13 protein-coding genes are annotated in these 12,133 nt (G+C 32.0%); 9 read left to right on the top strand and 4 right to left on the bottom strand.

Annotated features, from left to right (window positions below; all coding sequences use genetic code 11):
- Window positions 1–6: 6 nt before the first annotated feature.
- A complete protein-coding gene (locus tag B4G36_RS10860; protein ID WP_282628654.1) occupies window positions 7–378 on the top strand; it encodes a four helix bundle protein in 372 nt (123 codons plus the stop codon).
- Entirely contained in the window at window positions 365–1,657 is a 1,293-nt protein-coding gene (purD, locus tag B4G36_RS10855; RefSeq protein WP_291063987.1) for a phosphoribosylamine--glycine ligase, read from the top strand. Before B4G36_RS10860 ends, purD begins: the two co-directional genes overlap by 14 nt.
- Before the next feature lie 58 nt (window positions 1,658–1,715).
- On the opposite strand, the gene B4G36_RS10850 is transcribed toward purD, so the two are convergent.
- From B4G36_RS10850 to B4G36_RS10840, 3 genes are read right to left on the bottom strand one after another with little or no spacing between them, the layout of a single operon-like run.
- Complete coding sequence (locus B4G36_RS10850; protein ID WP_114999543.1) at window positions 1,716–2,102, bottom strand: hypothetical protein; 387 nt, start codon at window positions 2,100–2,102, stop codon at window positions 1,716–1,718.
- Window positions 2,102–2,323, bottom strand: a complete 222-nt coding sequence (locus B4G36_RS10845; RefSeq protein WP_038332359.1) for a VF530 family DNA-binding protein — start codon at window positions 2,321–2,323, stop codon at window positions 2,102–2,104. The genes B4G36_RS10850 and B4G36_RS10845 overlap by 1 nt, the downstream gene beginning before the upstream one ends.
- Window positions 2,324–2,374: 51 nt before the next feature.
- Window positions 2,375–3,319 carry an ADP-ribosylglycohydrolase family protein gene (locus B4G36_RS10840; protein ID WP_291063985.1) on the bottom strand — a complete coding sequence of 315 codons (945 nt, stop codon included), beginning with the start codon at window positions 3,317–3,319 and terminating at the stop codon, window positions 2,375–2,377.
- A 209-nt stretch (window positions 3,320–3,528) separates the two neighbouring features.
- Between B4G36_RS10840 and B4G36_RS10835 the strand changes: the two genes are divergently transcribed.
- The 4 genes from B4G36_RS10835 (at window position 3,529) to B4G36_RS10820 (ending at window position 6,296) form a co-directional block, all read left to right on the top strand.
- Window positions 3,529–4,425, top strand: a complete 897-nt coding sequence (locus B4G36_RS10835; protein WP_221855517.1) for a DnaJ C-terminal domain-containing protein — start codon at window positions 3,529–3,531, stop codon at window positions 4,423–4,425.
- A 4-nt stretch (window positions 4,426–4,429) separates the two neighbouring features.
- A complete protein-coding gene (locus B4G36_RS10830) occupies window positions 4,430–4,687 on the top strand; it encodes a chaperone modulator CbpM (RefSeq protein ID WP_135834956.1) in 258 nt (85 codons plus the stop codon).
- Between the two features lie 67 nt (window positions 4,688–4,754).
- Window positions 4,755–5,669, top strand: a complete 915-nt coding sequence (rlmF, locus tag B4G36_RS10825; protein WP_291063983.1) for a 23S rRNA (adenine(1618)-N(6))-methyltransferase RlmF — start codon at window positions 4,755–4,757, stop codon at window positions 5,667–5,669.
- Between the two features lie 111 nt (window positions 5,670–5,780).
- Window positions 5,781–6,296 carry a c-type cytochrome gene (locus B4G36_RS10820; RefSeq protein WP_291063981.1) on the top strand — a complete coding sequence of 172 codons (516 nt, stop codon included), beginning with the start codon at window positions 5,781–5,783 and terminating at the stop codon, window positions 6,294–6,296.
- Window positions 6,297–6,768: 472 nt separating this feature from the next.
- Here B4G36_RS10820 and B4G36_RS10815 read toward each other — a convergent pair whose 3' ends face one another.
- Window positions 6,769–7,848 carry a TerC family protein gene (locus tag B4G36_RS10815; RefSeq protein WP_180904861.1) on the bottom strand — a complete coding sequence of 360 codons (1,080 nt, stop codon included), beginning with the start codon at window positions 7,846–7,848 and terminating at the stop codon, window positions 6,769–6,771.
- Window positions 7,849–7,958: 110 nt separating this feature from the next.
- On the opposite strand from B4G36_RS10815, the gene B4G36_RS10810 reads away from it, so the two are divergent.
- Genes B4G36_RS10810 through bshA form a run of 3 tightly spaced genes read left to right on the top strand, consistent with a single transcriptional unit; the run spans window position 7,959 to window position 12,000 of the window.
- Window positions 7,959–9,713: a glycoside hydrolase family 3 protein gene (locus tag B4G36_RS10810; protein WP_291063978.1), complete on the top strand. Its 1,755-nt coding sequence runs from the start codon at window positions 7,959–7,961 to the stop codon at window positions 9,711–9,713.
- A 44-nt stretch (window positions 9,714–9,757) separates the two neighbouring features.
- Window positions 9,758–10,840, top strand: coding sequence for a serine hydrolase domain-containing protein (locus B4G36_RS10805; RefSeq protein WP_291063976.1), 1,083 nt, complete (start codon window positions 9,758–9,760; stop codon window positions 10,838–10,840).
- Between the two features lie 23 nt (window positions 10,841–10,863).
- A complete protein-coding gene (gene bshA / locus B4G36_RS10800) occupies window positions 10,864–12,000 on the top strand; it encodes an N-acetyl-alpha-D-glucosaminyl L-malate synthase BshA (protein WP_291063974.1) in 1,137 nt (378 codons plus the stop codon).
- The last annotated feature ends 133 nt before the right edge of the window (window positions 12,001–12,133 follow it).

The following is a 12,133-nucleotide window of genomic DNA, read 5'->3' as shown; positions in this document are numbered from 1 at the left end:
GTGTAAATGAGAAGTTATAGAAATTTAGACATATGGCAAAAAAGTTTGGAAATTTTAAGACTGGTTTATAATCTTTCTAATAAATTTCCAGAATCAGAAAAGTATGGATTAACTGTTCAAATAAAAAGAGCAGTTGTTTCAATTCTTTCAAATATCGCAGAAGGTTCTGGAAGAAATTCAAATCAGCAAATGATTAATTTTCTATCTATTTCAAAAGGTTCTGCTTTTGAGGTTGAAGCTCAATTAATAATAGCTTTTGAGTTGAATTATATAACAGAGTCAGAATTAAATGAAGCTTTAGAATTAATTGATCATTATTGTAGAATGAATCAAAATTTTCAAAACTATTTAACAAAGAAAAACAATGGAACAAAATAATAGCGCAAACCGCGAATCGCAAACCGCAACTCGCATCTTAGTAATCGGTTCAGGTGGTCGTGAACATGCAATAGGATGGAAGTTTGCTGAAGATTTCAAGCAAAAAGGACAAGATTTAGAATTGTTTTTTATTCCAGGAAATGCAGGAACAGCTCAAATCGGAACAAACGTTTCAGTTTCTTCGATTGAAGAAATGAAAAATTTCGCGAAAGAAAATCAAATCGATTTAACTTTTGTTGGACCAGAAGCTGAATTAGCAGAAGGTATCGTTGATATTTTTCAGAAAGAGAATTTAAATGTTTTTGGACCTCATAAAGCAGCTGCGCAATTAGAAGCTTCTAAAGCTTTTGCGAAGGATTTTATGGATAAATATGGTGTGAAAACAGCAAAATATAAAAATTTTCAAGGACCAATGTTGGCGATTGATTATTTGAAAACACAAGATTATCCAATTGTAGTGAAAGCCTCTGGTTTAGCGGCTGGAAAAGGAGTTATTATCTGCCAAGATTTTGAAGAAGCAAAACAAGCTGTTTTGGATATCATGGAAGATAAAACCTTTGGTGATGCAGGAAACGAAGTGGTTATTGAAGAATATTTAGAAGGTTTTGAAGCCTCTATTTTGTCTTTCTTTAACGGGAAAAAAATCGTTCCATTTGTTTCGGCAAAAGATCACAAGAAAATTGGTGAAGGAGAAACTGGTCTTAATACTGGTGGAATGGGCGTTATCGCTCCAAATCCATTGTTTACGGAAGAGCATTTCAAAATGTTCGAAGAAGAAATTATGGAGCCAACAAAATGTGGTTTAATTAAGGAAAGATTAGAGTTTGCTGGTGTTATTTTCTTTGGATTGATGATTACAACAAAAGGTGTTTATTTGTTGGAATATAACCTAAGAATGGGCGATCCAGAAACGCAAACAACTTTACCTTTGTTAGAAAATGATTTGGCTGAGGTTGTAAATAAAGCAATTAAAGGAGAAGATTTTGACTTGACTTTCAAAAATCAACATGCGTGTTGTGTGGTGATGGTTTCGGGAGGATATCCAGGAAATTACGACAAAGGTTTTGAGATTCGTGGTTTAGAAAATGTAACTTGTCCTAATTTTATTGCTGGTGCAAAATTATCAGGTGAACAAATTGTTACTTCTGGTGGACGCGTAATCAACATAGTTGGATTAGGAAATACATTAGAAGAAGCACGTGAAACTGCTTACGAAAACATCAAAAAAGTACATTTTGATTACGAATATTATCGAAATGATATTGGAGTAATTCAATAAAAAAATACAGTTTATATTATTAAAAAATGCGTTTCATTTGAAACGCATTTTTTTTAATTTATTCTGAAAATTCGACGTGATAAACATCGCTTTTATTTCGATTTATTTTTCGATATTCAAATCCTCCAGCTTGTGGAATAATTTCGACTAAATCAAATGATTGACAACTTTTTGGCAAACCATTAAAAATTAAAGTGAAATGAAGAGACGAACCTTCTTCGATATACGTCCAATTTGGATACATTGTAATTCCGTCCGCAAAAACCAATTGACAACGTTTTCCTGATTGATTATCAATAATAAAAGTAGAAGGCCAAATACGTGCAGCATTTGCATATTCATCTGCCGCCATACAACAATGTATAATAACCTGACTTTCTTCTTCGATATTGGTTAAGAGCTCAGAATCAATAAAAATCTTTTCTTCAAGAATAGTTGCACTCATTATTTTGCAATTTTCTTAATGTACAATTCTTCTACTTTTGCACGTGCCCAATCTGTTTTTCGAAGAAATTTCAACGATGATTTCAAACTTGGATTATCATTAAAACATCTGATGTTAATTTGATTTCCCAAACCTTCCCAACCGCCGTAATAAATTACTAATTCTTCGATAATATCGTCTAAACGTTTTCCGTGTAATGGATTATTTTTTTGACTTTCCATTTTGCAAATTTACGAAAATGTTTTTGGTGAATTTAGAATAGTTCAAGCTTTCTAAAATTCATATTTTTCTTCCAATTGTTCTGCTAAATGTAAAATATCATCCACTCGCGCTAATTGCTCAATCCAATTGGTCGGAATTGTTTCTGCATCATAATAAATCCCTGCAATTCCACCAGCAATACAAGCAATTGTATCGGTATCATGTCCTAAATTCACCGCTTTCAAAACACAATCTTTATACGAACTTGTATGTAGCAAACACCAAATAGAAGCTTCTAAACTATCCATGACATAACCAGTTGATTTAATTTCATCTTCTTTTAAATCAATTAGTTTTCCACTTAAAATTCGTTCGAAATATGTAAATTCATTTTTATAAATTTCATTTTCTTCTAAGAATAATTTTAACCAAAAATTTGTGTTCAGATAAGCTTCTTCTAGATTTTCGGCATCTAAAACGTTCAACGCAAATTCAATATAATAAATACACGCCAAAACAGAACGATTGTGCGCATGCGTGATAGAAGAAACTTCTTTGACGATTTCACAGCGTTCATCAATCGATAAATCTTTCGTGAAAATTGCTAAAGGAAGAATACGCATTAACGATCCATTTCCATTATCAGATTCGGCTGTAGAACCAGCCTCAATTGGATTTTTTACAACTCGTAAACGATTTATTGCTTTTCGTGTAGAAATTCCAACATCAAAGACTTCTCCGTCAGCTGTCCAATAACCTTCGTACATCCACATCTGAAATTTTTCTGCAATATCATTCACATTATAACCATTACACAACGATTCAGCCAAGCAAAACATCATCGAACTATCGTCAGAAAAAGTGCCAGGAGGCATATTGTATGTTCCATAACCCATCATATCTGTGACAGGATTTTGTTGTAAATATTGCCTACTTTTAAACTCAACTGGAACTCCTAATGCGTCACCAACCGCCGATCCAATTAATATATTTTTCGAAAAATTTCTTCTATTCATAACTTTCTTTTATAAATGAAAAATAATTGATTTTTTTGAATATATCCAAATTATTTTTGAAAATTTATGAATTAATCATAATAAATTTATCTTTTTCGGATAAAATATTAAAAGGTTTAAAATAGATAAAAAAGAATAAGTCGTATTGTCAGTTTTGAAAAAATTGGAACTGATTTTGATTAAATTACCACACAAACTTATTAATTACTATGGCTTTTATAGATTATTATACAACATTAGGTCTGCAAAAGACCGCATCACAAGATGAGATAAAAAAAGCTTATCGGAAATTGGCGCGTAAGTATCATCCCGATCTTAATCCAAATAACGATGAAGCTGCACAGAAATTTAAAGAATTAAATGAAGCAAACGAAGTGTTGAGCGATCCAGAAAAACGTAAAAAATACGATAAATATGGAGAAAATTGGCAACATGGTGAAGAATATGAAAAAGCTCGTCAGCAACAACAGCAACAATATCAATATAGTAATAGCGATTTTGATGGAGCTGAAGGTTTTGGTGATTTTGATGGCTATTCAGATTTTTTCAGTTCGATGTTTGGACGCGAAGGAAGGAGTAGATCAACAGGTTATAAAGGGCAAGATGTTAATGCCAGTTTGACACTAAATTTGACAGATACATTGACTTCGCATAAACAAACTTTTGCTGTGAATGGTAAAAATATTCGAATTACAATTCCAGCTGGAGTAGAAGATGGGCAAACGATTAAGATAAAAGGTCACGGTGGAAAAGGTTATAACAATGGTCCAAATGGAGATTTGTATATCACGTTTCATATCGAAAATAATACGTCTTTTGAAGTTAATGGAGCAGATTTATCTACAATTGTTGAAATCGACTTATACGATGCAATTTTGGGTGGAGAAGCGATGATTGATACACTTTCTGGAAAAGTGAAAGTTCCAATAAAAGAAGGAACAGAGAATAATAAAAAGGTTAAATTGAAAGGAAAAGGTTTACCAATTTATAAGAAAGATGATCAATTTGGAGATTTGTATGTGACATTTTCAGTAAAAACTCCAACTAATTTATCAGCAGAAGAAAAAGAATTATTCGAGAAATTACGTTCACTTAAAAAAGCTTAAAACCATGAAAAATGTAACGATATCTGTTATTCAGTTTAGTAAATATCATCAGATTGAACCTCAATTTGTGATTGATTTGTACAAAAATGATTTGGTTGTTTTGCACGAGCGTAACCAAGAATATTTTATCGAAGAAAATGATTTGAAATTAATCGAACGATTTATTGAATTTCATTATAATTTGGGCGTTAATATAGAAGGTTTAGAAGTGATTCATCATCTTTTGAAACAAATCGAAACGCTACAAAAGCAATTAAAATAAACGAATTCAAAAACAACCTTTGCAGAAAACTGCAAAGGTTGTCTTATTTTTGCATAAATATTTTTGTATGGATACTCCCGAAAAGAAGAGTAAATTAAAAAAATTACATTCGCGCAATCGTCATTTAGCGCCTTATAATTTCGAAAAATTGTGTGCGATTTATTCGCCACTTTCCAAATATATCAAACCTAATAAAGAGAACGAACCAACGATTAATTTCTCGGATAGAGAAGCTGTAAAAGCGTTGAACAAAGCGTTGTTGAAAACATATTATGACATCGATTATTGGGAATTGCCAAAAGATAATTTGTGTCCGCCAATTCCTGGTCGCGCCGATTATATTCATTACATTGCCGATATTTTGGGCGAAAATTTTGATGGTGTAATTCCACGTGGAAAAGATGTAAAAGTCTTGGACGTTGGTGTTGGTGCGAATTGTATTTATCCGATTATTGGAAATTACGAATACGATTGGAACTTTGTTGGTGCAGAGTTGGATTATGCTTCTTTCAAAAATGCAGAAGAAATTGTAAAGAAAAATGCTCGATTACGTAACAAAGTTGAGATTAGAATGCAATTTAATCCAAACAATATTTTCAAGAATATCATCAAACAAGGCGAGAAATTTGATATTACAATTTGTAATCCTCCATTTTTTAGATCGAATCAAGAAGTGATGGAGCAAACAATGCGTAAACTGAAAAACTTAGGTCAAAAATCTGATCAAAAACCAATTCAAAACTTTGGTGGAAATAATTCTGAGCTTTGGTGTAGAGGAGGAGAGCGTCTGTTTATCACGAAAATGATAAAAGAAAGTGCGGATTATAAACATCAAGTAAAATGGTTTACAACATTGGTTTCTAAGAAAGAAAATGTTCGAATTTTGGAAGGTATTTTGAAACGTGAAAAAGTAAGAGATTACCGAATTGTAAATATGCAACAAGGGAATAAAATTTCGCGTTTACTAGTTTGGAGATTTTAATTGATCTATTTTTAATTCATTAAAGGTTTTATTTAAAATTATTCCAAATTTTTATGAAGGCTTTATTCAATTTAAGATTTGTTTTACCTTGTATAAACAAGATTATAACAAATGAAAACAAATAGAATAATGGCTTTTTTAGGAGTTTTAGCGTTGATGTTTAGTATCTTTTCGTTTACAACTTCTCGCCAAATTGACACAGGAAAAGCAATTTCAAGTTCAGAATGGAAAAACCTAAAAGTGTTACCACAAAACATTTCAGAAGATAGTTTGAAAGGTTTGATGCGCGGATATAATGCTGCTTTAGGTGTGAAATGTAATTTTTGCCACGCCGAAAATCCTGAGACTAAAAAGATGGATTTTGCAAGTGATGCAAATAAAGAAAAGGAATTTGCACGTCATATGATTGTGATGACACGTGATATAAACGCAAAAAATTTCAATTGGGAAAACTCAAAAAATCCAGAAATGATCAATGTTGTAACATGTGTAATGTGCCACAGAGGTAATGAAAGTCCTACAAAATCATTGATTGAGCCTGTAAACGTTGAATTGAAAAACGTGAAAGATGTTGCAAAAGAAAAATTAGTTCCAGCATCTGGTTCAGCGAAAGTTGAGAAAAAATAAAGAATAGAAATATAAGCTCCATTTTTGGAGTTTTTTTTATAAATTTAAGCTTGTTAACATTGTTGATATGATTAAATTTTTATGCATTCTTGTTGCTTTATCAACATTTAGTTGTAACAAAACATAAAGAAATTTCAAAATGACTCGGTTACAAAAACAGATTCTAAAGATTTAATGGTTAAAAAATATTATAATGGTTTTGGAAAATATTCTCATCCATTATATTTATATGATGAGTTTGAAATGAAAGATTCAACTAATATAAAAATGCTTATTATATAGACAATAGATTAGTCAAAATTGAAAAATATCTTCTTCAAAATTCTAATATGGATTTATTTATAATTACAATGAATATGGAGATTTAGAAAAAGTTATTAATTTACCAATAGAAGATAAAAAGTGAGATGTATAAAATTTAAAAAAGCCATTCGTAAGAATGGCTTTTTTAAATTTATTTCGAAGTAATAATCTACTCTTTAACCTCCGATTTATTCGAAATTAGCGACCAAATAATTGTTGTTAATAGAACTCCACCAATGATTGATAATGAAACTGTCGATTCGAAATGATAGAATGGCATAATAATCATTTTAATTCCGATAAAACTTAAAATAATCGCTAAACCGTAATGTAGTTTATTGAATTTGTCCATTGAATTTGCCAACAAGAAATACAACGATCTTAGTCCTAAAATTGCAAAAATATTAGATGAATATAGAATAAATGGATCGTCAGGAGCAACAGCGAATATAGCGGGAATACTATCTACAGCGAAAACCAAATCAGTTACTTCAATTACCATTAAAGCAACGAAAAGTGGTGTTGCCATTTTAATTCCGTTTTGTACAGAAAAGAATTTATCTCCATCAAAATTTGGTGTAACTTTAAAGAATTTGTGTACTAGTTTAACACCAAAATTTTGAGATAAATCTTGGTTTTCATCATCATCACTTGATTTCCAAGATTTGATTCCAGCAACGATTAAGAAGAAACCAAATAGTGTTAAAACGACATTTGGACGGAAGAATTGTTTTGCTGCAAAATTTGCATGAGTCGCTTCATCACCAAGATTAAAGTGCCAATCTCCAATTGAAAAAGCTGGTAAATAAGTCATTTTAATTAACTCAACTCCTGCAAAAATAAAGATTGCTCTAAAAAGAAGAGCACCTAAAATTCCCCAAAAAAGGACTTTATGTTGATATTCTTTTGGAATTTTAAAGAACCCAAAAACGAGGATAAAGACGAATAAATTATCGACAGATAATGCTTTTTCTATCCAATATGCCGCCTGAAATTGCGAAAATTTATTGATGGCAAATGCATGTCCATCTGCTTCTTTAAAAACGAAATAAATCACTCCACTAAAAATCATCGCCAAGGAAATCCAAACGACAGTCCAAGTAAGCGCTTCTTTGTTCGAAACCGCGTGTGCATTTTTATTAAAAACACCTAAATCAAGTAGTAACATAATAATTACTGCAACTCCAAAAACAGTTATTAGTCCAGGATGATTCAACATGCTATCCTGTACAACACTGAAAATACTCATATAAATTTATTTAATTTGACAATTTACTATAAATTTACCAATCCTAACTCGATTGGCCTTTAAAAATGTTTCTACAAAAGAAAAAACAAGCAAAATTAATTTATTCCGGAATGAAAAGAGTAATCGCATACGTATTCTTAACAATTATTTTACCTATCGCCTCGAAAGCACAACAAGTTTCGCCATTGTACAAAGATTCTATTCAGATGAAATGGGTGGACGAAAAGTACAATTCGATGTCATTGGAAGAAAAAGTAGGTCAGTTATTTATCGTTGCAGCCTATACAAATAGAGATGCTGCGCATGAGAATAATATTCAAAAATTAATTGAAGAAGAACATATCGGAGGATTAATTTTTATGCAAGATCAAGCGGCTCATCAAATTGAGTTAACAAATAAGTTTCAATCGATTTCTAAAATTCCATTATTGATTGGTATGGATGCAGAATGGGGGTTGGCAATGAGATTGAAAGGAGTGGAGCGTTTTCCTTGGAATATGACGCTTGGCGCTTTACGCGATAATAAATTGATTTATCAAGTTGGAAAGCAAATTGGTGTGCAAGCGAATAGAATGGGCGTCCAGTTTAATTTTTCGCCTTCGGTTGATGTCAATATTAATCCAAATAACCCAATTATTGGGAATCGTTCTTTTGGTTCAAATCCTGATCGCGTTGCAGAAAAAGGAATTGCTTATATGGATGGGATGCGTGCACAAAACGTGTTATCGTCTGCAAAACATTTTCCTGGACATGGAAATACGGATCAAGATTCGCACAAAGTTTTACCTTTAATTCCAGATAATAAAGCAGATTTAGAGAAATATCACATTGCGCCTTTCAAAAAAATGATTGATGCAGGTGTACAGTCAATTATGGTGGCACATCTAAATGTTCCAGCTTTAGAACCAGATCCAAAAATACCTTCAACTTTATCTAAAAATATTATTACAGATTATTTGAAAGGAGAATTACAATTCAAAGGAATTGTGATTACAGATGCGTTGAATATGGATGGTGTAGCAAAAATGTTTCCTGCTGGTGATGTAGATTATAGAGCATTTGTAGCGGGAAATGATATTTTATTGTTTTCGCAAAATGTACACGTTGGGAAACAAAAAATTATTGATGCAATAAATAAAGGTCAGATTTCTGAAGCGCGTTTAGAAGAAAGTGTGAAGAAAATTTTGATGGCGAAATATATCACAGGTTTAAATGAGATTAAAACTTTAAATCCTACAAATGTGTTAGAAGATTTAAATTCTCCAACAAATTTAGCTTTAACAACTAAGATTTTTGAAAAAGCTTCGACAGTTGTGAAGAATGAACACAAACTTTTACCAATTAAAAAATTGAATCAAAAAATAGCTTTTGTTCCCCTTGAACAAACAGATTATGATCAATTTTTGACACATTTACAAAAGTACACAAATGTTGAATTAGTAAAAATTTCAAATCCAAATCAAATCAATTTATTGAATGATTATGATGTGATTATTTCTGGAGCGTTTCTATCGAATGAAACGGTTTATAAACCTTATAAATTGTCCGATAATTCGAAAGCAATTTTGAAAGCGTTACCAAAAGACAAAAAGAAAATCTTTTCGTTATTCACAAGTCCTTACGGGTTGAAAGATTTAGATTTATCAAATTTAGACGCGGTTACAGTTCATTATCAAAATACAAAAGATGCGCAAGCAGCTGCTGCGCAAGTTATTTTTGGAGCAATTGATGCAGATGGAACATTTCCGGTAGATATCAATCAAAACTTGAAAGAAGGACAAGGAATTGTAACAAAACACATCAAACGTTTGGGATTTACTGCACCTGAAAATGTGAATTTAGGAAAAAAAAACTCTCAGAAATAGATAAACTTGCCGAAGAAGCAATCGCAAATCATTACACGCCTGGAATGCAAATTTTAGTCGCAAAAGATGGGAAAATAGTGTATGATAAAAGCTTCGGAACACAAGATAAAAATTCTTCAAAAAAAGTGAAGTGGACAGATTTATATGATGTTGCTTCGGTAACAAAGGTGACGGCGACGTTGCCTTTGTTGATGTTGGAGGTAAACGAAGGCAAGTTAAACCTTGATCAAACAATTGGAGAAATCGATAATGATGCTAAGAATTCGAATAAATCTTCTTTAAAAGTTCGTGAAGTATTAGCGCATCAAGCTGGTCTTAAACCTTGGATTGGTTTTTACAATGAAACGGTCAATGTAAAAAATGCGCGATTATATTTAGATTTCTATTCGAGAAAGCAAGACGAAGAACATCAAATAAAAGTTACAGATAACATTTATATCATCAATTCTATAAAAGATACGATTTACGAAGATATTTATAAATCATCTTTAGGTCGTAAATCATATGAATATTCAGATTTAGGTTATTATATTTTCAAAAAGAAATTAGAAAAGGATTTTGGGAAAGATCTGAATCAACTGACACAAGAGAAATTTTATCAATCATTAGGAATGTATCGCACAACATTCAATCCAAAGGAAAAATTTAGTTTAGAAGATATTATTCCAACCGAATATGACAAAACCTACAGAAATCAACTCGTTCATGGTTTTGTACATGATCAAGGAGCTGCGATGATGGGCGGAATTGCTGGTCATGCTGGTTTATTTTCCAACTCGATTGATTTAGCAAAATTGATGCAAATGTATTTGAATGGAGGCGAATATGGTGATGAGGTTTATTTGAAGCCAGAAACGGTGGCGGAATTTACCAAACAACAATTCAAAGACAATCATCGTGGAGCTGGATTTGATAAAATGCAAACAACGTCTAAAATAGGTTCATCATCCGAAAGTTTTGGTCATACAGGTTTTACAGGAACGATAGTTTGGGCAGATCCTCAGTATAAAATTGTATATATTTTTCTTTCGAATCGTGTCAATGAAACTGTCGAGCCAAATTATCTTTCCATTAAAAAAGTGCGAGAAAATATTCGACAAGTAATTTATGAAGCAATTTTACCTTAAATTTGTCTAAATAAAAATCGCGAATGAAAATAGGAATTGTATGCTATCCAACCTACGGAGGGAGTGGAATTGTGGCAACAGAACTGGGAATGGATTTAGCGGAAAAAGGTCATGAAGTACATTTTTTTAGCACAAATGTTCCTGCGAGATTAAACATCAAATTACCAAATATATACTTTCATCGAATTCATGTCGAAACGTATCCATTGTTTCAATATCAGCCTTACGATTTGGCGTTGAGTACAATTTTGTATGATAAAGTTTTGCATTACGAATTAGATTTGGTTCATGTACATTATGCGATCCCGCATGCGTATGCAGCGTATTTTACGAAACAAATGTTGGCTCGAAAGGGTTATAAATTACCAATTGTAACAACGTTGCACGGAACAGATATTACGTTGGTAGGGAAACATCCTGTGTATAAAACGGCTGTTGAATTTTCGATTAACGAATCGGATGCTGTAACATCAGTTTCCGAAAGTTTGAAACAAGATACTTTACAAGCATTTGACATTACAAATGAAATAGAAGTTGTGCCAAATTTTATTGATAATGATCAATATTTGCCAGAGAAATGTGTGTGTTGTCGTGATAATTTTGCGCAACCAAAAGAGAAGGTAATTTTGCACACTTCAAATTTGAGAAAGGTAAAACGTATTGAAGATGTAATTGGAACGTTTAATTTGATTCAGAAACAAATTCCATCGAAATTGATTATTGCTGGAGAAGGTCCTGAATGGGATATGGCGGATCAAATGATTCAAGAATTTGGAATTCAAGATAAAGTGAAAAGTCTTGGAATGGTAAGTGACTTGAATGATGTTTTGAAAGCGGCAGATTTATTCCTTTTACCTTCCGAACAAGAAAGTTTTGGTTTGGCAGCACTTGAAGCTATGGCGGCAAGTGTTCCGGTTATTTCGTCGAATGCAGGCGGAATTCCAGAAGTAAATGTTGATGGACTTACTGGTTTTGTTTGTCCTGTAGGAGATATCGAAATGATGGCAGAAAAGGCAATCTATATCTTAGAAGACGATAGGCGTTTGGCAGAGTTTAGTTATCAAGCAAAAGAACAAGCGATACGATTTGATAAAACGAATATTCTTCCGCAATATGAAGAATTGTATCGCAAAGTAATTGCAAAATCTAAAATCGGGTAAATCCCGATTTTTTTATTTATCCTCATTCAAAACCTTTATTGAAAAACTGACAATATATTTTATTGGCATAACGTTTGACTTATTTATACTCGCTTTTCTAAATGCTTTAGACAAGATTCAAATCTTAATAATG

Source organism: Empedobacter sp. UBA3239, from assembly GCF_002362875.1.
Taxonomy (GTDB): domain Bacteria; phylum Bacteroidota; class Bacteroidia; order Flavobacteriales; family Weeksellaceae; genus Empedobacter; species Empedobacter falsenii_B.
The sequence above is the reverse complement of the archived record's forward strand: the minus strand, read 5'-3'. Positions and strand labels throughout refer to the sequence as shown.

Coding starts and splice junctions, on each gene's coding strand:
- B4G36_RS10860 (WP_282628654.1), top strand. CDS start 7: ATGAGAAGTTATAGAAATTTAGACATATGGCAAAAAAGTTTGGAAATT.
- purD (WP_291063987.1), top strand. CDS start 365: ATGGAACAAAATAATAGCGCAAACCGCGAATCGCAAACCGCAACTCGC.
- B4G36_RS10850 (WP_114999543.1), bottom strand. CDS start 2,102: ATGAGTGCAACTATTCTTGAAGAAAAGATTTTTATTGATTCTGAGCTC.
- B4G36_RS10845 (WP_038332359.1), bottom strand. CDS start 2,323: ATGGAAAGTCAAAAAAATAATCCATTACACGGAAAACGTTTAGACGAT.
- B4G36_RS10840 (WP_291063985.1), bottom strand. CDS start 3,319: ATGAATAGAAGAAATTTTTCGAAAAATATATTAATTGGATCGGCGGTT.
- B4G36_RS10835 (WP_221855517.1), top strand. CDS start 3,529: ATGGCTTTTATAGATTATTATACAACATTAGGTCTGCAAAAGACCGCA.
- B4G36_RS10830 (WP_135834956.1), top strand. CDS start 4,430: ATGAAAAATGTAACGATATCTGTTATTCAGTTTAGTAAATATCATCAG.
- rlmF (WP_291063983.1), top strand. CDS start 4,755: ATGGATACTCCCGAAAAGAAGAGTAAATTAAAAAAATTACATTCGCGC.
- B4G36_RS10820 (WP_291063981.1), top strand. CDS start 5,781: ATGAAAACAAATAGAATAATGGCTTTTTTAGGAGTTTTAGCGTTGATG.
- B4G36_RS10815 (WP_180904861.1), bottom strand. CDS start 7,848: ATGAGTATTTTCAGTGTTGTACAGGATAGCATGTTGAATCATCCTGGA.
- B4G36_RS10810 (WP_291063978.1), top strand. CDS start 7,959: ATGAAAAGAGTAATCGCATACGTATTCTTAACAATTATTTTACCTATC.
- B4G36_RS10805 (WP_291063976.1), top strand. CDS start 9,758: ATGCAAATTTTAGTCGCAAAAGATGGGAAAATAGTGTATGATAAAAGC.
- bshA (WP_291063974.1), top strand. CDS start 10,864: ATGAAAATAGGAATTGTATGCTATCCAACCTACGGAGGGAGTGGAATT.